Source organism: Bacteroides sp. A1C1 (assembly GCF_004328515.1).
Classification (GTDB): Bacteria; Bacteroidota; Bacteroidia; order Bacteroidales; family Bacteroidaceae; genus Bacteroides; species Bacteroides uniformis.
The window spans coordinates 2,828,094-2,852,674 of sequence record NZ_CP036491.1; the positions used below are offsets into that span (position 1 = coordinate 2,828,094).

General features: G+C 48.6%; 18 protein-coding genes. 6 read left to right on the forward strand and 12 right to left on the reverse strand.

Features of this window, described 5'->3' with window-relative positions:
- Positions 1-3 precede the first annotated feature (3 nt).
- The 5 genes from EYA81_RS11375 to EYA81_RS11400 all read left to right on the forward strand — a co-directional run bounded on the left by EYA81_RS11375 (position 4) and on the right by EYA81_RS11400 (position 7,743).
- A complete protein-coding gene (locus tag EYA81_RS11375; protein WP_120164391.1) occupies positions 4-921 on the forward strand; it encodes a hypothetical protein in 918 nt (305 codons plus the stop codon).
- A gap of 163 nt (positions 922-1,084) precedes the next feature.
- Positions 1,085-2,341, forward strand: coding sequence for a GTPase HflX (gene hflX / locus EYA81_RS11380; RefSeq protein WP_131225755.1), 1,257 nt, complete (start codon positions 1,085-1,087; stop codon positions 2,339-2,341).
- 108 nt (positions 2,342-2,449) lie between these two features.
- Positions 2,450-4,441, forward strand: a complete 1,992-nt coding sequence (locus EYA81_RS11385; RefSeq protein WP_165491381.1) for a DUF4954 family protein — start codon at positions 2,450-2,452, stop codon at positions 4,439-4,441.
- A gap of 132 nt (positions 4,442-4,573) precedes the next feature.
- Positions 4,574-6,214: a fumarate hydratase gene (locus EYA81_RS11390; RefSeq protein WP_005824254.1), complete on the forward strand. Its 1,641-nt coding sequence runs from the start codon at positions 4,574-4,576 to the stop codon at positions 6,212-6,214.
- A gap of 371 nt (positions 6,215-6,585) precedes the next feature.
- Complete coding sequence (locus tag EYA81_RS11400) at positions 6,586-7,743, forward strand: acyltransferase (protein ID WP_131225756.1); 1,158 nt, start codon at positions 6,586-6,588, stop codon at positions 7,741-7,743.
- A gap of 47 nt (positions 7,744-7,790) precedes the next feature.
- Here EYA81_RS11400 and EYA81_RS11405 read toward each other — a convergent pair whose 3' ends face one another.
- The 11 genes from EYA81_RS11405 to EYA81_RS11455 all read right to left on the reverse strand — a co-directional run bounded on the left by EYA81_RS11405 (position 7,791) and on the right by EYA81_RS11455 (position 23,148).
- A complete protein-coding gene (locus tag EYA81_RS11405) occupies positions 7,791-9,431 on the reverse strand; it encodes an amino acid permease (RefSeq protein ID WP_044467866.1) in 1,641 nt (546 codons plus the stop codon).
- A 48-nt stretch (positions 9,432-9,479) separates the two neighbouring features.
- Complete coding sequence (locus EYA81_RS11410; protein WP_131225757.1) at positions 9,480-10,805, reverse strand: TolC family protein; 1,326 nt, start codon at positions 10,803-10,805, stop codon at positions 9,480-9,482.
- Positions 10,802-13,834 (reverse strand): efflux RND transporter permease subunit, encoded by a 3,033-nt coding sequence (locus tag EYA81_RS11415; protein ID WP_131225758.1) that lies wholly within the window; start codon positions 13,832-13,834, stop codon positions 10,802-10,804. Before EYA81_RS11415 ends, EYA81_RS11410 begins: the two co-directional genes overlap by 4 nt.
- Before the next feature lie 40 nt (positions 13,835-13,874).
- A complete protein-coding gene (locus EYA81_RS11420; RefSeq protein WP_117599269.1) occupies positions 13,875-14,957 on the reverse strand; it encodes an efflux RND transporter periplasmic adaptor subunit in 1,083 nt (360 codons plus the stop codon).
- A gap of 121 nt (positions 14,958-15,078) precedes the next feature.
- Positions 15,079-16,011: a ribosome small subunit-dependent GTPase A gene (gene rsgA / locus EYA81_RS11425; RefSeq protein WP_117599270.1), complete on the reverse strand. Its 933-nt coding sequence runs from the start codon at positions 16,009-16,011 to the stop codon at positions 15,079-15,081.
- Between the two features lie 109 nt (positions 16,012-16,120).
- Positions 16,121-16,681 carry a ribosome recycling factor gene (frr, locus tag EYA81_RS11430; RefSeq protein ID WP_025834253.1) on the reverse strand — a complete coding sequence of 187 codons (561 nt, stop codon included), beginning with the start codon at positions 16,679-16,681 and terminating at the stop codon, positions 16,121-16,123.
- 129 nt (positions 16,682-16,810) lie between these two features.
- On the reverse strand, positions 16,811-17,521 hold the full coding sequence (gene pyrH / locus EYA81_RS11435; RefSeq protein ID WP_117599271.1) for a UMP kinase: 711 nt from the start codon (positions 17,519-17,521) through the stop codon (positions 16,811-16,813).
- 82 nt (positions 17,522-17,603) lie between these two features.
- On the reverse strand, positions 17,604-18,119 hold the full coding sequence (locus EYA81_RS11440) for a nucleoside 2-deoxyribosyltransferase domain-containing protein (RefSeq protein WP_117964922.1): 516 nt from the start codon (positions 18,117-18,119) through the stop codon (positions 17,604-17,606).
- Positions 18,120-18,140: 21 nt separating this feature from the next.
- On the reverse strand, positions 18,141-19,079 hold the full coding sequence (locus EYA81_RS11445; RefSeq protein ID WP_119961772.1) for a DMT family transporter: 939 nt from the start codon (positions 19,077-19,079) through the stop codon (positions 18,141-18,143).
- 88 nt (positions 19,080-19,167) lie between these two features.
- Positions 19,168-21,666 (reverse strand): heavy metal translocating P-type ATPase, encoded by a 2,499-nt coding sequence (locus EYA81_RS11450; protein ID WP_131225759.1) that lies wholly within the window; start codon positions 21,664-21,666, stop codon positions 19,168-19,170.
- Positions 21,667-21,795: 129 nt separating this feature from the next.
- Positions 21,796-23,148 (reverse strand): MATE family efflux transporter, encoded by a 1,353-nt coding sequence (locus EYA81_RS11455; RefSeq protein ID WP_117599275.1) that lies wholly within the window; start codon positions 23,146-23,148, stop codon positions 21,796-21,798.
- A 163-nt stretch (positions 23,149-23,311) separates the two neighbouring features.
- Between EYA81_RS11455 and EYA81_RS11460 the strand changes: the two genes are divergently transcribed.
- Positions 23,312-23,992 (forward strand): hypothetical protein, encoded by a 681-nt coding sequence (locus EYA81_RS11460; protein ID WP_117599444.1) that lies wholly within the window; start codon positions 23,312-23,314, stop codon positions 23,990-23,992.
- A gap of 210 nt (positions 23,993-24,202) precedes the next feature.
- On the opposite strand, the gene EYA81_RS11465 is transcribed toward EYA81_RS11460, so the two are convergent.
- Complete coding sequence (locus EYA81_RS11465) at positions 24,203-24,580, reverse strand: hypothetical protein (protein WP_131225760.1); 378 nt, start codon at positions 24,578-24,580, stop codon at positions 24,203-24,205.
- Between the last annotated feature and the right edge of the window lies 1 nt (position 24,581).

Sequence of the window (24,581 nt, forward strand, 5' to 3'; positions counted from 1 at the left end):
TATATGAATAAGATATTTAATAAACTGTTTTGGGTCATGGCTGTATGCGGCTTGACAATGACGGCTTGTTCAGACGATATTGACTGGAATCCCGGTGCTGCTGCCGATGGACAAGGGGTCTTCTTCCCTTCGAGTCAATCAAGCAGTATAACGCTGACCGAGACGTCTGGTTCTTTCGAGGTAAGTGTATTTCGTACAGTAAGTTCAGGAGCCTCCACCACACAAATAACTGTTACTCCCGGTGAGAATGCTGCTGGCATTTTTACAGTTCCTACCGAAGTAAGCTTTGCTGATGGTGTGACAGAGGCAAAAATAACGGTGACTTACCAGAATATGAAGCGTGATGTCCCCTATACTTTGACCCTCTCTGCAGTGGACGGCACTCCGTATGGCATTACTGACTTGACGATCAGTGCCATTTGTCCATTAGTTTGGGAAGTGGTAAGTACTAATGCCACATTGATAGACAATATGTTTGAGGCATTTGGTGCTGCCGGTGTTAAACTGACCGGTATTACGGTGGAAAAGCATCCCGAACTTAACAAATATCGTTTTAAGAGTCCTTATGACAATTCTTATTTTAACTCTTTGTTTGGCATAGGAACTCTTCTTCCTGATGATTTTAAACTTCCTTATATTGAGTTGGACGGTAATACTTATCCGGGTGGATATTATATCACTGTTACAAAATTGGGATGGAAAATGGTAAATGGTGTAGGTCCTGAGGCCAATAGCGATTGGGGAACTTTCGGTTCTGTTTATGGAAATCTTTCCGAAGACCTTGGTACTTATCCATTGGGAAGCTACAACGATGCTGAGAAGGTATTTGATTTGGGAGCTCTTTTCTTTTGTATAGATGACAGTGGCTCTGAATTAAATTATCCTCTTAAGGGTACAACTTTGCTGTATCTGAACAACTGATTTTTGTTTGTATTCCGTGTGATACGGAACTTATGAATGTGGAGGGTGAATTATAATAGAATTCATCCTCCCTTTATTTTATCTCCCTTTCTAAGGAGCTTCCGCTAAAATTATATATATTTGCTGCCAGAACCAACAATATATATAATAAGGTATAGAAACTATGAAAGAATTTGTAATCTCCGAAGTGCGGGCAGAAACAGCGGTATTGGTAGGTCTTGTCACGAAGACTCAGGATGAGCGTAAGACCAACGAATACCTAGACGAGCTTGCATTCTTGGCTGAGACAGCCGGGGCGGAAGTAGTAAAGCGGTTTACCCAAAAGCTGGACCAGGCGCATTCCGTGACCTACGTCGGCAAGGGCAAGCTGGAAGAAATCAGAGAGTACATCCGTAATGAAGAAGAAGCCGAGCGTGAAGTCGGCATGGTGATTTTTGACGATGAACTTTCTGCCAAACAGATACGTAACATTGAAGCGGAGTTGAAGATTAAGATATTGGACCGTACTTCGCTCATTCTCGATATTTTTGCCATGCGTGCCCAGACTGCCAATGCAAAAACGCAGGTGGAGCTGGCTCAATACAAGTATATGCTTCCTCGTCTGCAACGTTTGTGGACCCACTTGGAACGCCAGGGTGGTGGCTCCGGTGCCGGTGGAGGTAAAGGTTCCGTGGGACTTCGCGGTCCGGGTGAAACGCAGTTGGAAATGGACCGCCGTATCATCTTGAACCGTATGTCATTGTTGAAGGAGCGCTTGGCTGAGATTGACAAGCAGAAGTCTACCCAGCGGAAGAACCGCGGACGCTTGATTCGTGTGGCATTGGTGGGATATACCAATGTAGGAAAATCCACATTGATGACTTTGCTTTCGAAAAGTGAAGTCTTTGCCGAGAACAAGCTGTTTGCCACGTTGGATACTACGGTGCGTAAGGTGATTATTGAGAACCTGCCGTCCCTGCTTTCTGATACAGTGGGCTTTATCCGTAAATTGCCGACGGATTTGGTAGACTCCTTCAAGTCTACCTTGGACGAGGTACGCGAGGCAGACTTGCTGTTGCATATCGTAGACATCTCTCATCCGGATTTTGAAGAACAGATAGAAGTTGTGAACAAGACGTTGGCAGATATCGGTGCCGCCGGTAAGCCTATGATTCTTGTATTCAATAAGATAGACGCTTATACCTATATAGAGAAAGCGGCTGACGACCTTACCCCCAGAACCAAGGAAAACTTGACACTCGAAGAACTGATGAAGACGTGGATGGCTAAGATGGAGGATAACTGCCTCTTTATTTCTGCCCGCGAAAAAATCAATATGGAGGAACTGAAGAGTGTGGTTTATCAGCGTGTGAAGGAATTGCACGTGCAGAAGTACCCCTATAATGACTTTCTTTATCAGACCTACGAAGAAGAAGTTTAATTTTAGTTATGAGTGATAAGTTATGAGTTATTTGCTGGCAGCGGTTTGAATCGGTAGTGCCGGCAAAGGCAATAACTTATAACTCATAATTCATAACTCGTTATAAGGATGAATTACAGAAGACTGACCGAAGATGAAATTCTCCGGTTGAAGAGCCAGTCATGTCTGGCTGATGATTGGGGAAAAGTAGCTGTTGCAGAAGAGTTCTCAACGGAATTTGTGCATCATACCCGTTTTTCGGGTGAGGTGCGTTTGGGAGTGTTCCATTCAGAATTTATGTTGCCGGGAGGAATCAGGAAGCATTCCGGTTTGCGGCATGTGACGCTGCATAATGTAACAGTGGGAGATAACTGTTGCATTGAGAATATCCAGAACTATATTGCCAATTATGAAATAGGGCATGATACTTTTATTGAGAATGTGGATATTATTCTGGTAGACGGTGTGTCGAAGTTCGGTAACGGGGTAGAAGTGTCTGTCCTGAATGAGACGGGAGGCCGTGAGGTGCTGATTAATGATAAACTCTCCGCACACCAAGCCTATATTCTGGCGCTTTACCGCCATCGTCCGGAACTGATTACACGGATGAAGGAAATCACGGATTTTTATTCCAACAAACATGCTTCTGCTGTAGGAAGCATCGGGAATCATGTAATGATATTGAACACCGGTTCCATAAAGAATGTGCGCATCGGTGATTATTGCCGCATCTGTGGTACATGCCGTCTGTATAACGGAAGCATCAACAGCAACGAGGTGGCGCCGGTACACATCGGGCATGGGGTGATTTGTGATGATTTCATCATCTCTACCGGGTCTCATGTAGATGACGGAGCTATGCTGAGCCGCTGCTTCGTGGGGCAGGCATGCAAGTTGGGACACAACTACTCTGCCTCAGACTCTTTGTTTTTCAGCAACTGCCAGGGAGAGAACGGGGAGGCGTGCGCTATTTTTGCCGGACCTTATACGGTGACGCACCATAAATCCACGTTGCTGATTGCCGGTATGTTTTCCTTTATGAATGCCGGTTCGGGGTCCAATCAGAGCAACCATATGTATAAGTTAGGGCCTATCCATCAAGGCACTTTGGAGCGTGGTGCCAAGACGACTTCCGATTCGTACATCTTGTGGCCTGCAAGGGTGGGAGCGTTCTCCTTGGTAATGGGGCGCCATGTCAACCATTCTGATACTTCGAACCTGCCGTTCTCTTACTTGATAGAGCAGAATAATACGACTTATCTCGTGCCCGGTGTCAACCTGCGTAGTGTGGGTACCATCCGCGATGCCCAGAAGTGGCCGAAACGTGACGGGCGTACCGACCCGAACAAACTGGATTACATCAACTATAATCTTCTCAGCCCCTACACGGTGCAGAAGATGTTCAAGGGACGGGAGACGTTGCAGAATCTGCGTCATGCCAGTGGCGAGCTTTCGGACATCTATTCTTTCCATAGTGCGAAGATACGTAACTCGGCTTTGGTGAAAGGTATCCGCTTCTATGAAATAGCCATTCATAAGTTCCTCGGAAACTCTGTCATCAAGCGCTTGGAAGGCATTGACTTCCGGAGCAATGAAGAAATACGTGCCCGTTTGAAGCCCGATACTGCCATTGGCAGCGGCGAATGGGTGGATATTTCCGGATTGATAGCCCCAAAGAGTGAGATAGATGCGCTGATAGACGGTATTGAGTCCGGCAAAGTCAATCGCTTGAAGTCTATCAATGCCGAGTTTGAGAAGATGCACAGCAACTACTATACCTACGAATGGACCTGGGCGTATGAGAAGTTGGAAGAGTTCTATGGTATCAAGCCGGAAGGTATGACGGCAGAAGACGTCATACATATTGTCGAAAAATGGAAAGAAGCAGTAGTTGGCCTCGACCGCATGGTGTATGAGGATGCTAAGAAAGAATTTTCACTGGCTTCCATGACGGGCTTTGGAGCCGATGGCTCACGCTTGGAAAAGGAACTCGACTTTGAGCAGGTACGCGGCGACTTTGAAAGCAATCCGTTTGTAATGGCTGTGCTGAAACACATTGAGGTGAAGACGGCGCTGGGCGATGAACTGATAGGGCGGATGCAGCGGGTGTCAGAAAATTAATTATGATTTGTTGCGTTTTTACTCTAATTAAAGAATTATTTCAATAATAGTTTTTACCTTTGCTCGGTAAAGGCGGTTTTGTGCTGCCTTTACTACCCGAATCACTTTTAAACATTAAATATACGAGTAATTATGGCAACAACACCTCCGTTCAAGTATCAGCCCATGTTCGAGAAGGGGAAAGATACTACTGAGTATTATCTGCTTACGAAAGATTACGTGTCAGTAAGCGAGTTTGAAGGAAAACCTATCCTGAAGATTGAAAAAGAAGGTTTGACGGCAATGGCCAATGCGGCTTTCCGTGATGTATCGTTCATGTTGCGTCGTTCGCACAATGAGCAGGTTGCTAAGATTCTGAGTGACCCCGAAGCCAGCGATAACGATAAATACGTGGCACTCACCTTCCTGCGCAATGCAGAGGTAGCATCCAAGGGGGTACTTCCTTTCTGCCAGGATACGGGTACGGCAATCATCCACGGTGAAAAGGGACAGCAAGTATGGACCGGCTACTGTGATGAAGAAGCTCTCTCACTGGGTGTTTACAAGACTTATACCGAAGAGAACCTGCGCTATTCGCAGAATGCTCCCCTCACCATGTACGATGAGGTGAATACGAAGTGCAACCTTCCCGCACAGATTGACATCGAAGCTACGGAAGGTATGGAGTACGAGTTCCTCTGCGTAACCAAGGGTGGTGGCTCTGCCAACAAGACTTATCTCTACCAGGAGACAAAGGCTATCCTCAACCCCGAAACATTGGTTCCCTTCCTTATCTCAAAAATCAAGACTTTGGGTACGGCAGCTTGTCCTCCCTATCACATCGCATTCGTTATCGGCGGTACCTCTGCCGAAAAGAACTTGCTGACTGTGAAACTGGCTTCCACCCACTTCTACGATAACCTACCCACTACCGGCAATGAGTTCGGCCGCGCTTTCCGCGATGTGGAACTGGAGAAGCTGGTACTGGAAGAAGCTCATAAGATTGGCCTCGGTGCCCAGTTCGGCGGCAAGTATCTGGCTCACGACATCCGCATCATCCGCCTGCCGCGTCACGGTGCGTCCTGCCCCGTGGGTCTGGGTGTTTCCTGCTCTGCCGACCGTAACATCAAGTGTAAAATCAATAAAGAAGGTATCTGGATTGAAAAGCTCGACAGCAATCCGGGTGAACTGATTCCCGAAGAACTCCGTAAGGCCGGTGAAGGCGACGTGGTGAAGATTGACTTGAACCAGCCGATGGCCGATATTCTGAAGGAACTGACCAAGTATCCGGTTTCCACCCGTTTGTCTCTGAATGGAACCATCATCGTAGGCCGTGACATCGCACACGCCAAGCTGAAAGAACGTCTGGACCGTGGCGAAGACCTGCCGCAGTACATCAAAGACCATCCCATCTACTACGCCGGTCCTGCCAAGACTCCTCAAGGCATGGCTTGCGGCTCCATGGGCCCGACTACTGCCGGACGTATGGACCCGTATGTAGACCTCTTCCAAAGCCACGGCGGCAGCATGATTATGCTTGCCAAAGGTAACCGCAGCCAGCAAGTGACAGATGCCTGCCAAAAGTATGGCGGTTTCTACTTGGGCTCTATCGGTGGTCCTGCCGCTATCTTGGCACAGAACAACATCAAGAGCATCGAGTGCGTGGAATATCCCGAGCTCGGTATGGAAGCTATCTGGAAGATTGAGGTGGAGAACTTCCCTGCATTCATCTTGGTGGACGATAAGGGCAACGACTTCTTCAAGCAACTGAAGCCTTGGAATTGCAGCAAATAAAACAGAAGCCTTTTAGAAAGGCATAATATAAGGAAAGCCGTAACGGAGAAAATCTTGTTACGGCTTTTTTGTTTTGTAGAGGAAAACAAAGTGTTTCGCGGCATAGAACACTCTGTTTCATCAAGCAAAACAAACTGTTCCTTTATGTTGAAACAAATTGTTTCAATAGGAAGAAACAAACTGTTCTTTCATGTTGGAACAAAGTGTTCTTCCCTATTGGAACACTCTGTTCTGCCTTGATAAAACAGATTGTTCTCTATAGGAGAATAAAACTGAAACTCGTTTGTTGTCGTATTTTTGTTACATTCTCCTTTTCATTTCTCGGTTAACTTCTTTATCTTTAGCCCTCCAAACAACCAATTTAATAAAACATGGAACCAACTCTTACACGACAAACTCCGGCACAACACATCGTATGGCTGGATGTGGTACGCCTTGTTGCAATGTTTACAGTAGTTTGCTGCCATTGCACAGACCCTTTTAACTTCTATCCGGGCACATCGCCCGACATTGTTGACATCAAGTTCTGGGGAGCTGTCTACGGTGCGGCGCTCCGTCCTTGCGTACCGCTTTTTGTAATGATTACCGGTGCATTGCTGTTGCCGGTACGGGGTGACGCCTCGGCATTCTACAAGAAACGTATCCCCCGCGTATTCTTTCCTTTCCTCATCTGGTCTGTGATTTACAATCTGTTCCCCTGGATAACGGGACTGCTGGGAGTGGAGCCGAAAGTGATTCTGGATTTCTTCCCTTATTCGGGTGAGGAAGTGATGCGCCAGTCTCTGGCAGTGAGCCTGGGATATATTGCAGAAATGCCTTTTAATTTCTCTCTATTGGATGTACACATGTGGTATATCTATCTGCTGATAGGGCTTTATCTCTATCTTCCGATATTCTCGGCATGGGTGGAGAAGGCCTCGGAACGTGCCAAACTATGGTTTCTTGCAGCATGGGGAGTGACACTGCTGCTGCCTTATTATACCGAGTTTGCCGCTCCGTACCTTTGGGGGACTTGCTCGTGGAACTCGTTCGGTATGCTGTATTACTTTGCCGGTTTTAACGGCTACCTATTGTTGGGCCATTATCTGAGGAACCATAACTGGACGGGTCGGCAACTCTGTGGCATCGGCATTCCCATGTTTGCCATTGGCTATGCCGTAACATTCCTTGGTTTCCGTCGTATGACCTCCTTGCCGGATTTTACGGATGAGATGCTCGAACTCTTCTTCACCTACTGTTCGCTGAATGTAGTAATGATGACCATCCCCGTGTTTATGCTTTGCAAGCGGGCCAATTTCCGTTCGGAGCGCATCAAGAAAGCATTGGCAAACTTGACGCTCTGTGGTTTTGGAATCTATATGATACACTATTTCTTTACCGGACCGAGCGTAGTCCTGATGCGTGCTATCCATGTTCCTATCTATCTTCAGATACCTTGTGCCGCAGTCGTCGCTTTCTGTACTTCCTGGTTTCTGGTGGCAATGGCATACCGTTGTTTCGGGAAACGGACCAAGTGGGTGCTGGGGTAGTTTGGATGAAAGATTGTTTATCTTTAAAGGAGGAGATTTAGGGCTTATTATCTCCTCCAGATTCTCCACATATAGTAAGCGCAGTGCGTGAATGCGAAAACAAACGAGATAATCAGCAGCACTTTGCTTTCTCCCCATCCCACAGTCTGTTGGTGCCACAGTCCGGTGATGACACAAAGAACGGCAAGGATAAGTCCAATCATGTTCAAGGTCACCTGCCCGTGGCGGGTGTCGCCTCCATGCTCCAGCTTACTGTGCTTCATGCCGTAGCCCACGTAGATGTCCAGACCGATGAGCATCCACAGCACCAGGCGTATCCATGTATCGGCAGGAAGGAACAACATCATGCAAAGGCAAGTAAGAATACCCAGTATGGGGATAAGTGGAACAAGTGGGGTTTTAAAGGAGCGGGGCACGTCAGGCATGGTTCTGCGTACTACCAGTACAGCGGCACAGACCAGCGTGAAGGCCATCAGCGTGCCGATGCTTGTCATCTCTCCGGCCAGCCGTGCGGGTACAAAAGCTGCCAGCAGGCCCACAAGTACCATGAAGAGCAGGTTGCTGCGTGCCGGAGTACGGAACTTTTCGTTGATATGCGAGAAGAAAGGAGGCAGCAGCCCGTCGTGGCTCATGCTCAGGAATACGCGGCTCTGTCCCAGCAGCGTCACCATGATGACGGAGCAATATCCGAACAGAATGGACAGCACGATGGCACGGTTCAGCCAGGGATAGTCCGGCTGGATGATACCTGCCGCATCAGCCTGCCCCATGTGCTCTATGGCTATGGCAACGGGAGCAATGCCTTGCTGTCCGCTGAAGGCGGTGTAGTGTGCCACTCCCGTCATGACGTGGGCAAAAACCATATAGAGCACGGTGCATACCAGCAAGGAGACCAGAATGCCGATAGGCATGTTCCGCTTCGGGTTCTTCGTCTCTTGGGCGGCTGTGCTCACAGCGTCGAACCCGAGGAAGGCGAAGAATACGATGGCCGCCCCTCGCAGGATGCCGGAGAAGCCATATTCGCCCAGCACGCCCGTATTGGCAGGGATGTAAGGTGTATAGTTGTCGGTATTGATGTATTTCCAGCCGAGTATGACAAAAATCAGTATGACGGAAACCTTCAGGAATACAATGAAGCCGTTGAAGATGGAGCTGCCTTCCGTACCCCGTATCAGGAAGAGGCTCATCAGCACGACGATAAGGAAGGCGGGGATATTTACGACTCCACCATCCCAGGGACAGGCGGTGAGGACTTGCGGTAGATGTATGTCCAGTCCCTCGAGAAAGACGACCAGATAGCGGCTCCAACTGATGCTTACCGTGGTTGCGGCTACGGTGTATTCCAATACCAGGTCCCACCCGATAATCCAGGCGATGAGTTCGCCCATCGTGGCATACGAGTAGGTGTATGCGCTGCCGGCTACGGGTATCATGGATGCAAATTCCGCATAACATAGTCCGGCGAAGCAGCATCCCAGTGCGGCAATGGCAAAGGACAGTGTGATGGCCGGTCCCGTATAGCCTGCCGCCACCGTTCCGGTGATGGAGAATAGACCCGCTCCGATGATGACTCCCACGCCCAGGGCAACAAGGCTCCACGGACCAAGTACACGTTTCAATGTTTTCTTTCCGGAGGCATTCGCCTCCGCTTGCAGTGCCTCGAATGGCTTTCTGATGAATAATCCCATTGTGCTTTAATTCTGATAAATCGGGCGTAAAGGTACGGATTATATTGCTTATTCCATATAGCGCGCTACTTTTCCACTGATTTGCAGTAGGGAGATTTCACATAATTTGGTATCATATTCCGCGGAGAGAATACGTTCTTCTGCATCCAGCAGACTCTTTTGGGCTTCGCGCATCTCGATTCCCGAGAGGTTGCCCAGCATATATCGTTCCATGGCAATCTCGTGGTTCTCCTTGGCAGCCACAAGGTTCTGGCGTTCCAGGTTCAGCATTTGCAGGTTGTTTTGGTAGGCCTGCCATAGGTTGCTGAGGTCGGCGCGCAGGGCCTGCTCCAGTTGCTCCCGTTCCAGGCGAGCATTCTGTACGGCAATGCGGGCATTCTTGCGTTCGCGGCGCCGGTTGCCGTCGAACAGATTGAAGCCGACCGTGACGCCGAAGTTCAGACCGAGGTTGCTGCGGCGGCTGTTGGCAGAGATGTCATACTTGTTGAGGGTGTAGCCGTATCCGCCGTTCATCTTCACGTATGGGTAGTCGCGCGAGCAGACTTTCTTGTAGTCCAGACGGGCCAGGGTATTGTTCTGTTCGGCACGTAGCAGTGAGGCGTTGATGGTGAGGGTGGCGTTCCACAGCTCCTCGAAGTTCAGGGAGGCGGTCACGTTGATGAGGCTGTCTTGTATGATAAACGGCTGGTCTACATCTTTGTTTGCCATGAGTTCGTTCAGCTGGATACGTGAGGTGTGCAGCAGTTCCTGCTGTTTCATGTATTGGGCACTGTCGGCATTGAAGTCCACTTTGGCCTGCTGGTAGTCCAGGCGCGAGAAGTTACCGATGTGGTAACGCTCTTCCACAATGCGCAGGCGCTCTTTGGATAGCGATACGGCATAACGGAAGTTCTTCAAGCGGATTTTTTGCTGCACATAGTTATAGTATTCAGCGGCTATGTTGGCTATCAGGTCCTCGATGGCGATGCGCGTATTGGTCTCGCCTTGGCGTTCCAGCTCCTTGAGCCGTTGGTAGTTGGCGGTAATGTTGAAACCGTCGAAGATGGTCCAGTTCAGGTTGATGCCTGCATCGAGAGTTTGGTCAAACACTCCGTTGTCCTTGGTTGTCTCTCCGGTGGCTCGGGCTTTGGTTTCGATATTGTCTATGGTTCCCTTGTAGCCGGCGGAGAGGTATAGTGTGGGCAGGTAGCCCGCATTGCCCAGTGTGGCGTTGTTCTTGCTGACCTGCTCTTCATTGCGGACAATGCGCAGGGAGTAGTTGTTCAGCAATCCCTGCTCCAGGCAGGACTTCAAGGTGTAGGTAGGCGCAGGCTGTGCGTAAAGGCCCAGCGCTGTGCAGGCAGTGGCTATGAAAATTAAAACAATGCGTTTCATTCGGTCTTCAGTTTACTTCGGTTCGTTGATACATAACTATATATGGCAGGCACGATGTACATCGTCAGTAGTGTGGAGATGAGCATGCCGCCTACGACGGCAGTACCCATGGCGATGCGTTGGTTGCAACCTTCGCCGGTGGCGTAGGCAAGCGGTATCAGTCCCAGGATGGTGGAGGCACTCGTCATCAGGATGGGGCGCAGACGTTGCAGGGAGGCGTCCTTGATGGCTCGCATCTTGTCTTCACCCGCTTCCTGCTTCTGATTGGCAAATTCCACAATCAGGATACCGTTCTTTGCCACCAGACCAATCAGCATGATAATACCAATCTGGCTGAATATATTCATTGTAATTCCCCCGAAATACATGAATACCAGTGCACCGGCAATGGCGAGAGGCACCGTCAGCATGATAACCAGCGGGTCCTTGAAACTTTCGAACTGGGCGGCAAGAATCAGGTAAATCAGCACAATGGCCAGGATGAAGGCGAACATCAGACTGGAGGAACTTTCCCGATACTCTTTGGAGTCTCCGGTCAGTGCGGTGCGGAAGGTCTCGTCCAGTGTCTCTTTGGCAATCTTGTCCATTTCATCCAGACCTTGTCCGATGGTCTTGCCGTCCGCCAGTCCCGCGGAGATGGTGGCGGAAACGAAACGGTTGTAACGGTACAACTTCGGAGGGGCGATACCGCCGGTCAGTTCAATCAGGTTGTCCAGCTGCACCATGGTTCCATTGTCGCTACGGATATAGATGCCTTTCAGGTCGGCAGGCTTGTTGCGTTGCTGGCGGTTGATTTCGCCCAATATCTCGTATTGCTTTCCGTTCATGTAGAAGTAGCCCATGCGCTGTCCGCTCAAGCCGTATTGCAGGGTTTGGGCAATGTTCTTGGTGCTTACGCCCATGATGCTCGCCTTGTCACGGTTGATGTTGATGCGCGCTTCGGGCTTGCTGAACTTCAGGTTTACGTCTGCCATCTGGAATACCGGATTTTCGTAGACCTTCGTCATGAACTTGGGGAGCACCTCCTGCAATTTCTCGATATTGGTTGCCTGCAATACATACTGCACGGGCATACCGCCGCGCCGTCCTCCGAATGAGGAGGACTGCTGTACGAAAGAGCGTGCCATTGTCTTTTTCTGCACTGCCTTCGACAACTTTTCGGCAACTTCCATTTGGGTATAGTCACGGTCTTTCATGTCTTTCAGTGTGATACGTACGTTACCGCTACCACTGGACACACGCGCTGTTACCGCTTCTGCATCCGGGATAATGGAGTCCACCAGATGATTGATGTCTTCGGTATAGTCGCGGATATATTCGTAAGTCACTCCTTCGGCACCCATTGTATTGATACTGATTTGCGAACGGTCCTCCAATGGCGCCATTTCAGCCGGGATAGTATTCCAAAGGACTCCGATAAGCAGAATGGTGACGATGGTGAAGGGCAAGGCAATCCAGCGCCGTTTCAGGAAGGCGGCCAGTGACTGGCTGTATACCCGGTTCATCCCTTCGAAGAAAGGTTCGGTCTTGCGATAGAACCAGCTCTGCTGTTCCCTTTTGATTAAAAGTTTGGTGGCAAGCATCGGCGTAAAAGTCAATGCGGCGAAGGAGGAGATAATCACCGAACCGGAGACCACAATACTGAATTCGCGGAACAGTCGTCCCGTCGTCCCGTCCATGAATACAATAGGGAAGAATACCGCCACCAGCGTAATGGTAGTGGAAATGACGGCAAAGAAAATCTCCTTGGCTCCTTCTATGCCGGCTTCTTTCGGTGGCATCCCTTTCTCGATGCGGACATAAATGTTCTCCGTCATCACGATGGCGTCGTCCACCACCAAGCCCACGGCAAGCACCACGGCAAGCATGGAGAGCACATTGATGGAGAAACCGGCCAGATACATGACGAAGAAAGCTCCAATCAGCGAAACGGGGATTACAATACATGGCACAAGCGTCACACGCCAATCGCGCAAGAAGAGGAAAATGATGATGATAACCAGTACAAAGGCCTCATACACCGTCTGCTTCACCTCGTCGATAGAAGCGCGGATAAACTTGGTATTGTCAAAACCGTAGTTGTAATGAACATCTTCGGGAAGGTCTTTCTTCATCTTCTCCATGCGGTCATATACGGCGTTGGCTATTTCAATGTGGTTGGCACCCGGCTGCGGAATTACTACGACACCTACCATGGGCACACCGTTCATCTTCATATAACTTTTGATGTCGGCTGGTCCCAGTTCGGCACGTCCAATGTCGCTGAAACGGACAATACGGTTACCGTCTTCCTTCAGGATAAGATTGTTGAACTCTTCGGCTGTATGCATCAGCCCCAACGTGCGGATGGTGAGCTCGGTAGTGTTTCCTTCGATACTTCCGGAAGGGAGCTCTACGTTTTCGTTGTCCACCGCATTCTTTACATCCAGGGGAGTGATTCCATAGCCGGACATCTTGATGGGGTCCAGCCAAAGCCGCATGGAATAGCGCTTTTCTCCCCAGATGCTTACACTACTTACATCTGAAATAGTCTGAAGCTGCTCCTTGACAGTTAGGTCGGCTATTTCACTGAGCTCCAGTAGGGAACGTTTGTCACTTTGGAGGGCAACCATCAGGATAGGGGTGGCGTCCGCATCGGCTTTTGATACGGTAGGCGGATCACAGTCACGAGGCAGATAGCGCTGTGCACGCGACACTTTATCACGTACGTCGTTGGCGGCGGTTTCCAAGTCAACGGAAAGCTCAAACTCTACTGTAATGCGTGATGAACCTTGCTGGCTGACACTGGAGAGGGAGCGTATGCCGGGAATACCGTTGATGTTCTGCTCCAGAGGCTCCGTTATCTGGTTCTCGATGACATCGGCGTTGGCACCCGGATAGGAGCAGGATACTGATATGATGGGATTATCTACAGACGGGTATTCGCGTACACCCAGATAATTGTAGCCGATGAAGCCAAACAGCAGGATTATCAGGGTAAGTACTGTCGAGAGTACCGGTCGCCGTATACTTAATTCGGATATATTCATTCTTTACAATTGATAATTAATGGTTGATAATTGACAGTTGTCAATTGATATTGTCCAGTGTTACCGGCAGTCCGGTACGGAGTTGCAGGGTTCCCGAGGTGATGATGGTATCTCCTGCCTGCAAGCCTTGCAATACTTGTACTTCCGCTTCCGTACGGATTCCCGTAGTAATCTCTACCGGCTGGGCTTTTCCCGACTTATAGAGGAATATTTTGTCTTTTCCCATTTCCGGTACAATGGCTTCGGACGGTACGGCGAGGGCGTTCTGAATTTCGTCCTTGTTCAGCTTGATGCTGGCATAGCGGCCCGGAAGCACGGCTCCGTTGGCATTGGGATAAAGTGCACGGATTGTCAAGGTATGGGTAGTAGGGTCTATCTTTGATTCGCGTGCATAAACCGTGGCGTGGAAGGTGTTTAGTTTTCCTTCGAGAGTGAAGTCCAGTCCGGCGCCGGTCTTTACGTCATTGGCATACCGCTCGGGTACGGCAAATTCCACCTTCAACGGTGAAATCTTGGTGAGCTTGGCTACAATGGTTGTAGGGGAAGCGTAAGTACCCACACTGACTTGGCGTAGACCGATGACACCGTCGAAAGGGGCACGCAGCTCGGTTTGTGCGATGTTCGATTCTATCAAGTCAATGTCGGCATTCAGGGTGGCCAGCTCGGTCTTTACTTGTTCGTAGGCTTCTTTACTGACCGCATCCCTTTCCAACAGGGCGTTCTGGCGAAACACGCGGTCTTCTGCCAACTTTAATTGGGAGACGAGGCGTTGCAATTGTGCTTGCAGCGGCCGGTCATTAACTTTGGCAAGTAATTGTCCTTTCTTGACGAAACTGCCTTCTTCAAAATTTATCTCTATGATTTTGCCGGATGTCTCGAAAGAAAGGTCCACTTCCTCATCCGGCAGCAGGCTGCCGCTGATTTGTATTTCATCCTTCAGCAATTGCGGTTTGATTATTTTTGCGTTTACGTTTAGAATTTTCTTACCGCTACGTTGACCGGTCATCACCTTGTCTGCAGCGGCTAATTCTTCATTCTCTTTAGGTAATTGGGAGTAGATTCCTCCTCCAATCAGTCCGGCACCAATCACGATAATGATGCCCCATTTAACTCTCTTATTCATGTTGTAGTATTAGTAGTAATAAAATCAGCCTTAGATTAGACAGCAGGAAAAAGGAAAGGTTTAAAATATAAAGAGTTAAAAAGTGTAAGAATATGAGATGGAAAGATGATAAAATGACAAATCAGTAAGCAGCCCGGTATTTCCCCTCCTCCTTGTCTTCCAGCATGTTCAGATAAGAAGCGTATCGTGACTCACTGATATAGTGCTTCTCAACCGCCTCGCGTACAGCGCATCCGGGTTCGTGGCGGTGGGTACAGTTGCCGTAACGGCAGTCGGCAGATACTTTGAATATTTCCGGGAAATAGTGGCCTATTTCTTCTTCTTCCATATCGAATGTTCCAAAACCTTTGATGCCCGGGGTGTCAATGATATATCCGTCACCGGGAACCGGGAACATTTCTGAGAAGGTAGTGGTGTGCATACCTTTATTATGATAGGTGGATATCTCTCCGGTTTTAATCTCTATATCGGGCAGTATTGCCTTGATGAGTGTCGATTTCCCTACTCCGGAATGTCCGGAAAAGAGGGTTATACGTCCTTTGAGTTCTTCCTCGATAATATCGATGCCTTCCCCTTTTTTGGCAGAAACCTTGAAACATGGATAACCGATGGTGGTATAAAGGTTGATGAGACTGTTCAGATAGTGCAGTTCCTCTTCGTTGTAGGCATCCACTTTGTTGAATATAATCTTGACGGGAACACGGTATGCCTCGGCAGAGGCGAGAAAACGGTCTATAAATGTGGTGGAGGTTTCGGGATAGTTCACCGTCACTATGAGCATGCACTGGTCGAGGTTGGCGGCAAGAATATGTGATTGCTTGGAAAGGTTGGAGGCACGGCGGATGATGTAATTCTTCCGGTCCTCTATCTCGCTGATAAAGGCCGTACCTTCCTGGTTCAGTATGATGTTTACGTAATCGCCTACAGCCACGGGATTGGTGCTTCGTATGCCTTTCAACCGGAAGTTCCCTTTGATTTTACATTCAATCTCCCTTCCGTCGTCAGTCCGTACCAAGTACCAGCTTCCGGTATTTTTTATAACGAGTCCCCTCAAAATAATTGATAATTGATAATTGATAATTGATAATTGATTGCTGGATAATTAACTACAGGTATTATTACACATGGTAATTATCAACTGTCAATCATCAATTATCAATTCATTAAACGGTCATGATTTCTTTATCCTTTGCAGCCAGCATGTCATCAATCCGCTTGATGAACTTGTCGTGAATCTTCTGCAGCTTTTCTTCACCGCCTTTCTGGGCGTCTTCTGCCAGTCCGTCCTTTACGGATTTCTTCAAGGCGTCGATGGCATCACGGCGTGCATTACGTACACTTACTTTGGCTGTTTCTCCTTCTCCCTTGCATTGTTTGGCAAGCTGCTTCCGGCGTTCTTCCGTCAGCGGTGGGATGCCGATACGGATAATTTCACCGTTGTTTTCGGGCATGATGCCGAGACTGGAGTCAATGATGGCCTTTTCAATGACGCGGAACATGCTCTTATCCCATGGCTTGATGGCAATGCTGCGTGCGTCCGGAGTGGTTACGGCTGCCACATTGTTGATAGGAACCATACTTCCGTAAGAATCCACACGGATACCATCCAGCAAACGGATATCAGCTTTTCCGGCGCGGATATGAGCCAATGCCTCGTCCAGATACATGATGGCCATGTCCATACTTTCTTGCGCTTCGTCTAAGATGTCTTTTACGTCTCTCATATTATTTTCGTTTTTGGAATAGCTTTAATTTGAAACTTTGCAAATATAATTATTAAATCGGGAATTGAGAATTAAGAATTAAATAACATTCATTTTTTTATTCTCAATTCTTCGTTTTCCGTTTTTAATTCAATTATGTACCAGTGTACCGATTTCTTCTCCTTGCATCACTCTTTTCAGATTCCCCACTGTATCCATGTCAAAAACGATGATGGGTAGGTTGTTCTCCTTGCACATGCAGGTGGCGGTGAGGTCCATCACTTTCAGACCGCGCTTCAGTACTTCGTCGTAAGTGATGTCGTGGAATTTCGTGGCTGTCGGGTCCTTCTCCGGATCGGCGGTATAGATGCCATCCACACGGGTACCTTTCAACATGACATCTGCCTCAATCTCGATGCCGCGCAGACTGGAACCGGTATCGGTAGTGAAGAACGGATTGCCTGTACCGGCGGACATGATGACTACTTCGCCTGCTTCCATACATTCGATGGCACGCCATTTATTGTAGAATTCACCGATGGGTTCCATACGTACGGCAGTCAGCACGCGGACCTTCACGCCGGTAGCTGCCAGAGCTGAACTGAGGGCAAGGCTGTTGATGACGGTTGCTAGCATTCCCATCTGGTCGCCTTTCACGCGGTCGAATCCTTTGTGGGCACCGTTCAATCCGCGAAAAATGTTTCCACCGCCTATCACGATGCCTATTTGTACTCCCAATTCGTGGATTTCTTTGATTTGAGCTGCGTACTCGGCAAGGCGTTTTTCGTCAATGCCGTATTGCTTTTCACCCATCAGGCTCTCGCCGCTGAGCTTCAATAAGATTCTTTTATAGGTTGTCATAATATATAGTTTGTTATATTTCTTTGCAGCAAAGATAAAGAATAAAACTGAAAAGTGCTGCAGAATGAGGTAGGATAGTTGCCTAACGTATTGTCTTTAGGAACTCGTCCATGCTGTGATATAACGGAATACCATAATGGTTACAAGTAATTCGCACATTGTCGTAGCGGTAGAAGCCGGGCTCGCAGATGACGTGCAGTTTGCCGGAACGCATGTGCAGCCCCATCTCCAGCAGAGTGATGGGAGACTTACTGCTTGCCAGGATATTCATGATTATCAGGTCGGCTTTTTCCAGATGTTCCAGTTCCCAGTTCACTTGATGTTCAAAGTCGGACATTTCACCGCTCAACCCCTTGTCCCTTCGGGGGTTGTATAGGAGATATTTGCCTTCGGGACGTGCTCGGAACCAGTCGCAGGTTGCCTTTTGCCAGTCTATGCTCTTGCCCATGTCAATGGTTCCAGCCAGGAAAATTTTGGTATATTCAGCTTCGTTCACTTCGGCTTTGTCTTCATCCGGACGGAGTACGATCACCTCGGACTGAGCTTGTAGGCCGATAGGGAATAACAGAACTAAAAGCAGGTAGAGATTTTTTTTCATGGTTGATGATGGTTTATAGAATTAGTTGTTTTTCTTGCTCTTTATCGGGAGTCTTGGAAACAGTTTCCTGAAACGAACCAGTTGGCCTGTAATGTTTCCCCCTGCGATGACGAGCGTTACGGCTACAATAATCATCACCAGTCCGATGCTTTCTCTGACAGTCAAGCTTTCTCCAAAGACAGCTATTCCGAAGAAGATGGCTGTCACGGGTTCCAATGCACCGAGAATAGCGGTCGGGGTGGAGCCGATGTATTGGATGGCTCCAGTAGTGCAGAGGAAGGATATGGCGGTGGGAAAGACAGCCAGTGCAAGCAAATTGCCCCACAGATACCACTCGTCCGGTGTGTTCAGTACTCCGGAATAGAGCAGGCGTGCTACGAAGAGCGATAAGCCGAAGAGAAGGACATAGAAGGTGACTTTGAGTGTAGCTACATTTTTCAATGACGTCTGGTTGATGCCCACGATGTATATGGCGTAGGAAAGGGAGGAAGCGAAAACCAGCAATGTCCCTATCAGGCTCAGCGTACTGCCGTCCTCACTTTTATAGAGCAGCCCGATGCCTCCCAGTGCAAGCAGCATGCAGACGATGGTTTGCAGTGCCAGCTTCTCTTTGAAGACCATAGCCATAATAAGAGCCACCATGATGGGGTAGACGAACAGCAGTGTCGACGCTATGCCGGCGGCCATATAATTATAACTCAGAAAAAGCGTCAGTGAGGAGAGGGCTACGAGTAATCCCATGATGATGAGCGGAAATGTTTCTTTCCGTTGTATCTTGAATGTCCGCCCTCTCGCTTTTATCATAATGCCCAGCAATGGGATGGCAAAAAGGTATCTGAAAAAGAGTACGGAGTCCGGATCCATGCCGGCTTTGTACAACGGGAGGGCAAACAATGGATTCATACCGTAGGAGGCTGCGGCGATAGAACCCAAAATATATCCTTTAGCTTTTGCATTCATATCTTTATATGTAGATTAGCGTGCAAAGGTAGATATTTACTTTGATTTCCTCTTTCTTTTCTGTATGAAAACCGTATGAATTTTACCCTTATACCTTCAGTGTGTAGTCACCGGCTTCTTCTGTCACTGCCTTCTGCAATTCTTCGAGTGTCTTTTCTCCGTCTGAAAACTCTACGATGGCCACCGGAGGGTTCAGAGTTACGGTGGCATGTACGCCCTCCATACTATTTAATGCTTTCTCTACGTGCATGCGGCAATGGTTGCACATCATACCTTCTACCTTGAATTCTTTTTTCATGATTGTTTCTGTTGATGGTTCAACTTTTTTGTTTTCTTCTCCTTCATGTATCTTTTTCCGTTTTAGCAGCAAGCTGTTGCTCACCACACTGACACTGCTGAATGCCATGGCTGCGCCGGCTATCATCGGATTCAACAGGAAGCCGTTGATGGGATAGAGTATTCCGGCTGCAATGGGCACACCTACTATATTGTATATAAACGCCCAGAACAGATTCTGCCGGATGGTCCGGACTGTCAGACGGGACAGCCGGAGGGCTTCCGGAATTTTTGTCAAATCGGAGGAGATGATGGTCATTTTGGCTACGTCCATGGCGATGTCACTACCTCCGCCCATAGCGATGCTCAAGTCGGCTTGGGCAAGGGCGGCGCTGTCGTTGATGCCATCGCCCACCATCGCCACTTTCCGTCCTTCTGCTTGTAACCGGCTGATAAAGGCTGCCTTGTCCTGCGGCAGTACGCTCGCTTGATAATGCGCAATACCTGCTTTGCGGGCAATTTCGCGGGCGGTGGTTTCATTGTCTCCGGTCAGCATGTGGACTTCGATACCGGTGGCACGCAGCTCGTCGACGGCACGAATGGAAGTTTCCTTTATCCGGTCCGTGATTCCGGCTATTGCCAGTGCGTTTTCTTCGTCGGCAAACCAGATGACGGTTTGTGCTTTCGCTGTCAGTCGGGTAGCTTCTTCCCGAAGAGACCGGCTGATGGCAATCCGGTTCTCTTCCAGTAGTTTCAGGTTTCCGACAAAATAAATCCGGCCTTGTGTCCGTCCTTTTACACCTTTTCCGGTGATGGTTTCGAAATCTTGGATGTCGTCTATGGAAGCCGATTCCTTGAGGTGATTCACTACGGCGTCTGCCAATGGATGTTCCGATAACTTTTCCAGACTGTAGAAAATGTCCGGCAAGACATCTTTTGAGGAAATGCTTGGATTGGGAGTAGTTGTCGGCGTATTCCATACCAGCTTACTGACTACCGGTTTTCCTTCGGTTACGGTTCCGGTTTTGTCGAGTACTACGGTATTTACCTTTTTGGCAATCTCCAGGCTCTCGGCATCTTTTATCAGTATCCCCCTCTCGGCTCCCTTGCCGATGCCTACCATGATGGCGGTAGGAGTGGCCAACCCTAGCGCACACGGGCAGGCGATGATAACCACTGTGACAAATGCCAATAATCCGTGGGTGAATCCACCGGTTCCGTCCAGCATCATCCATACGATGAAAGCGAGCACTGCAATGCCGATAATGGTAGGTACGAATATCCCTGCTATCTTGTCGACCAGTTGCTGTACCGGTGCTTTGCTCCCTTGTGCGTCTTGCACCATGTGTATAATCTTTGCCAGCAGTGTATCTGTGCCGACTTTCTCTGCACGGAAGCGGAAACTCCCCTTCTGGTTGATGGTACCTGCGAAGACTTTGGCATCTTTTTGCTTGGACACTGCTACCGGTTCGCCGCTCAGCATACTTTCGTCTACGTACGAAGAACCTTCCGTCACGATGCCGTCCACTGCAATCCGTTCGCCGGGCTTCACCAGTATGATGTCGCCGGGGCGAATCTGCTCAATAGGGACAATGCGTTCCTCATTCCCAACGACGGTCACGGTCTTGGGTTGGAGTCCCATCAGCTTCTTGATGGCTGTTGAAGTGTTTCCTTTCGCCTTTTCTTCCAGCAGGCGCCCCAGCAGGATAAAAGCTATGATGACACTTGCCGCTTCAAAATACACATGCGGGTGGATGCCCCTGGACAGCCAGAAGTCCGGAAATAACATGTTGAACAGACTGAACAGATAGGCTGTTCCGGTGCTGATGGCTACCAATGTATCCATATTGGCGCTGCCATGTCTCAACTGTTTCCAGGCACTGCTGAAGAATCCCCGTCCCAGCCAAAATACAATAGGAGTGGATAGTGTCCACATGATAGGATTGGCATAGGGCATATCCATGAAAAACATACCTATTATGACAACAGGTAAGGATAGAATAACGGCCCAGACAGTGCGGAGTTTCAGTGTAGTGAATTTTTTGTTGTGGGCCTCTTCCGCTTCTTCGAGCGTATTGCCGTCCCGATTTATCAGCAAGTCATATCCAGCGGCCTGCACGGCTTGCTGCAATGCCTCGGAAGAACAGTTCTTGGGATCATATTCTACGGTTGCCGTTGCCGAAGCGTAGTTTACGGCTGCTATCTTGACACCGGACTGCCGGTTCAGCGTCTTTTCTATCCGTGCGGCACATGATGCACAGCTCATTCCCAATACGGGAAATGTCTCTTGAACAATATTCTTGTCTGTCATAACAATTATGTATTTAAATTCCGTAAGTTCTTGAACTTGCGAAACTTGAGTTATGTATAAATCATAGCGATACAAAGATAATGCTTTTTCCCCTTGAAATGTTCATCGCTTAAAATCGCAATAAATAGACTACTTCTCACTGGGGAATGCTTTTTTGATGACTCCCCGACTCAATCCCGTCTGCACCGCTCCCCGCATCAGGAGGTAGGTGAGGAAGGCAAGCCATAAAGCATGGTTTGCCAGGACGGGATGTAGGCCATAATACAAGACAAAGAAGCTGACGGCTGCTGCAGTCATGGACAGCAGCATGCCGCGTGTGGCTGTGGCACCTATAAAAATGCCGTCCCAAATGAAGGCGGCTATACCAACAGCAGGAACGGCAAGCGCCCAGTAGAAATAGGTGTCGGCAACCGCTATCACTTCTTTGTCATCCGTCAATAGCCCGAGGAAGGCATTACCTCCCAGTGCATAGGTCAACGTAAAGAGAACTGCCATTACCGCTCCCCATCCAAAGAGATGTCGGACGGTGTCTGTAAAGGCTTCCCGGTTGTGTGCGCCTATGTATCTGCCGCTCAGGGCCTCGCCTGCGTAGGCAAAACCATCCATTACATACGAGAACAAAGTGAAGAGCTGCATCAGCAGCGTGTTGACAGCCAAAATGATTTCGCCCTGCGAAGCTCCTGCTGAAGTAAAGAACAGAGTAACCGCCACCAGGCAAAGGGTGCGCAGAAAAATGTCCCTGTTCACTTGGAAGAATTTTAGCATTGTCTCCTTCTCCCAGATACCTTTTCTTTCTTCCCCTTTAATTTCCAATTTATAATTTTTAATTTCCCAGTATCTCTGCAACTTTCCATAATTGCGTATCCAGAGCATCAGCCCCATCAGGAAACCGGCGTACTGGGCTATCAGCGTCCCCAGGGCAACTCCTTCGACTTTCATTCCGCATAGATAGACCAGGCAGAGGCTGGCAATGATATTGACTATATTCTGTGTGATGGCTATATACATGGGAATGCGTGAATTCTGCATGCCGATGAACCATCCCGTGAGCCCGTATAGTCCCAGCATGGCGGGTGCACCCCAGATGCAGATGTGGAAATAAAGCGTTGCCATCTCTTTGACCTCGTCTGTAGGATGAATCAGCAGGAATGCGCCTTGTCTGATGGGGACTTGCAATGCTATGAGGCAGGACGCGACAGCCAGCCCTATGCCGACGGAGCGCACTAATAGGCGTACAACTTCCGGCAAATCCCGTTTTCCGTATGCTTGTGAAGTCATTCCGCTGGTCCCCATGCGCAGGAAACCGAAAATCCAGTAGATGATGTTGAACAGCATCCCGCCTACGGCAATGGCTCCGATATAGGCCGGTGAGCCTAAGTGTCCGACAATGGCTACATCAATCAGTCCGAGCAAAGGAACGGTGATGTTTGATACGATGGAAGGCAGTGCTATTTGCAAGATTTGCTTGTCTCTGAGCTTCATTGGTAACGCTTATTTCATAAGATTGGCAAAGTTACGCAGAAAAGGGGAAAATAGTGGGAAAGATTAACTATATTTTGTTGATGTTTGCAGTGAAAGTGTGTAAATTTGTAGGTGAATTTCTATGGAGATGATTCAGGCTGTTAAACTATTATATACTTTAAAAATGAAATCCTTAACTTTATTTTTCTCTTTGTTTCTGATGTTGCCTCTGTCAGTTTTCGCTCAGTCGGCGGGTGAATTGTTACAGAAAGTTTCCGAAGCGTTGTCCGAAGGCAAGGACGATTATGCCGTAAGTCTGTTTCGTCAGTCGGCAGATGCCGGTGTGGACCAGGCGGAAATGTTCTATTGGGCCAATGTTGACAAGAACACTGTGGTAGCTTCCCGTTTGGCCAATGAGCTGGCTGCCCATTACAAGGAAATGCGGAATTACGACAAGGCCTATCTCTTCTATAAGGAGTTCTTGCAACGCCATCCCGAAGATGTGCCTGCCCTTGTTTCTTGTGCCGAGATGGAAATGATGCGGGGAAAAGAGAAGGATGCTCTGAAAACCTACGAGAAGGTGCTGATGCTCGACGGTGATAACCTGCAGGCAAATATCTTCTTGGGGAATTATTTCTATCTTCAGGCAGAAAAGGAAAGGAAGAAGCTCGATGATGACTTTAAGAAGATAACTTCCCCTACGCGGATGCAATATGCCCGTTATCGTAACGGTTTGTCGGACGTGCTTACCAATAGCTATAGCAAGGCAAAGACCTATCTGCAACGGGTGCTCCAGGTATTTCCTTCCATGGAGGCAGGCAATACGCTGGAAAGAATAAAGAAGATGGAGGCGGAGATGCGTTAATAGTAGCTCAATCTCCTTTTTGAGATACGGATTGCGCAAGTAATAGATTTCTAACGCTTATTCATCGCGGGTGCGAAGCGAGGTGTTGTGCGGGAAGACTTGTTTGGCGAGGCATAGCTGTTCACTCCCATATTCTTCCGAGCAGCGTCTTCTCCGACAAGATGATGGATGCCTTTCCTTTCATGCCTTTCTGCATGAAAGGGACTTCTTTCAGTGACAGTATAAAACAGAAATAGTTGTGCCCGTTGCGGCTATCCGTGTAGAAACGGTTGTGACAGTTCCTTGCAGATAGCCGTATTCCTTGCTTGTATATCCTTCCAGTTCAATTTCTGCTTTCATGCCGGTACTTACTTGTGTGATGCAGGCATACGGCAGTTCTCCGGTAGCTGACACTTCTCCTTGCTGAATGTCCGTCAGGGTGATGTTGCATTCCGTTGTTTCGGGATAGGGGACAAATGCGGCTACAGCCAGCAGCAAAGCTATAATTATTCCGATGATGCCGATTCCGCTACGTACCAGCAGCGGAGGAATCTGCCCGATGATTTTCCGTACCTGTTTGCTTCTGAGTTCTATATCCTTGCTTTCCATA

Excerpts from the sequence above, each read along its gene's own strand:
- EYA81_RS11410 (WP_131225757.1), bottom strand. The coding sequence starts at position 10,805 with ATGAAACGCATTGTTTTAATTTTCATAGCCACTGCCTGCACAGCGCTG.
- EYA81_RS11440 (WP_117964922.1), bottom strand. The coding sequence starts at position 18,119 with ATGAAAAAAAATCTCTACCTGCTTTTAGTTCTGTTATTCCCTATCGGC.
- EYA81_RS11390 (WP_005824254.1), top strand. The coding sequence starts at position 4,574 with ATGGCAACAACACCTCCGTTCAAGTATCAGCCCATGTTCGAGAAGGGG.
- EYA81_RS11385 (WP_165491381.1), top strand. The coding sequence starts at position 2,450 with ATGAATTACAGAAGACTGACCGAAGATGAAATTCTCCGGTTGAAGAGC.
- EYA81_RS11405 (WP_044467866.1), bottom strand. The coding sequence starts at position 9,431 with ATGGGATTATTCATCAGAAAGCCATTCGAGGCACTGCAAGCGGAGGCG.
- EYA81_RS11450 (WP_131225759.1), bottom strand. The coding sequence starts at position 21,666 with ATGACAGACAAGAATATTGTTCAAGAGACATTTCCCGTATTGGGAATG.
- EYA81_RS11455 (WP_117599275.1), bottom strand. The coding sequence starts at position 23,148 with ATGAAGCTCAGAGACAAGCAAATCTTGCAAATAGCACTGCCTTCCATC.
- frr (WP_025834253.1), bottom strand. The coding sequence starts at position 16,681 with ATGAGAGACGTAAAAGACATCTTAGACGAAGCGCAAGAAAGTATGGAC.
- EYA81_RS11415 (WP_131225758.1), bottom strand. The coding sequence starts at position 13,834 with ATGAATATATCCGAATTAAGTATACGGCGACCGGTACTCTCGACAGTA.
- EYA81_RS11460 (WP_117599444.1), top strand. The coding sequence starts at position 23,312 with ATGAAATCCTTAACTTTATTTTTCTCTTTGTTTCTGATGTTGCCTCTG.
- pyrH (WP_117599271.1), bottom strand. The coding sequence starts at position 17,521 with ATGACAACCTATAAAAGAATCTTATTGAAGCTCAGCGGCGAGAGCCTG.
- EYA81_RS11445 (WP_119961772.1), bottom strand. The coding sequence starts at position 19,079 with ATGAATGCAAAAGCTAAAGGATATATTTTGGGTTCTATCGCCGCAGCC.
- EYA81_RS11375 (WP_120164391.1), top strand. The coding sequence starts at position 4 with ATGAATAAGATATTTAATAAACTGTTTTGGGTCATGGCTGTATGCGGC.
- hflX (WP_131225755.1), top strand. The coding sequence starts at position 1,085 with ATGAAAGAATTTGTAATCTCCGAAGTGCGGGCAGAAACAGCGGTATTG.
- EYA81_RS11400 (WP_131225756.1), top strand. The coding sequence starts at position 6,586 with ATGGAACCAACTCTTACACGACAAACTCCGGCACAACACATCGTATGG.
- EYA81_RS11420 (WP_117599269.1), bottom strand. The coding sequence starts at position 14,957 with ATGAATAAGAGAGTTAAATGGGGCATCATTATCGTGATTGGTGCCGGA.
- EYA81_RS11465 (WP_131225760.1), bottom strand. The coding sequence starts at position 24,580 with ATGGAAAGCAAGGATATAGAACTCAGAAGCAAACAGGTACGGAAAATC.